The sequence below is a fragment of the Asticcacaulis sp. AC466 genome, assembly GCF_000495815.1.
In the GTDB taxonomy this organism is placed as follows: Bacteria; Pseudomonadota; Alphaproteobacteria; order Caulobacterales; family Caulobacteraceae; genus Asticcacaulis.
In genome coordinates, this window is record NZ_AWGE01000050.1 from 1 (window position 1) to 694 (window position 694).

Annotated in this window: 1 pseudogene; it reads left to right on the forward strand. The window is 54.2% G+C overall.

Annotation, left to right across the window (positions count from 1 at the left end):
* Nucleotides 1-509, forward strand: a pseudogene (locus AEAC466_RS43445) (IS3-like element ISEc14 family transposase); the annotation flags it as partial.
* Nucleotides 510-694: the final 185 nt, after the last annotated feature.

A 694-nucleotide genomic window follows, 5' to 3' on the forward strand; every position in this document is an offset into this window, starting at 1 on the left:
TACAGCGGCAGTTTACCGTTGTCCGGGCCAATCAGGTCTGGGTCACCGACATCACTTACATCCGCACCTGGCAGGGCTGGTTGTATCTGGCGGTGGTTATCGACCTCTTCGCCCGTAACGTGGTGGGCTGGTCGATGAAGCCGACCCTCTCACGCGAACTGGCACTGGATGCGCTGATGATGGCGGTCTGGCGACGTAAACCGGACAGCGAGGTCATCGTGCACTCAGACCAGGGTTGCCAGTATGGCAGCGACGACTGGCAACGGTTCTGTCGGGCCAATAACCTGGCACCCAGTATGAGCCGGCGTGGTAACTGTTGGGATAATGCAGTGGCCGAATCGTTCTTCAGTTCACTGAAAAAAGAACGCATCAGGAAGAGAATATACAAAACCCGGGATCTGGCCCGGGCGGATATCTTCGATTACATTGAAGTGTTCTACAACCGGGCCCGGCGTCACAGTCACCTCGGCGGCGTCAGTCCGGAGGCCTTTGAACGGGCCTCGTCGTGAGGACAGAATTTGTCTACGAGCGTGGGGTCAGTCCAAGTGAGGTTTCACTATTACCCAATCAGCAATTGTCATTTGATGATGAAGGTAATTGCTATATCGAATACTTCCCGCGAAAAGCAAGCCGTGGTGACGTTTTTACACCAAAACGTAGGCTTTACTTACCGTCAGAAGTGACCCCCATAGTT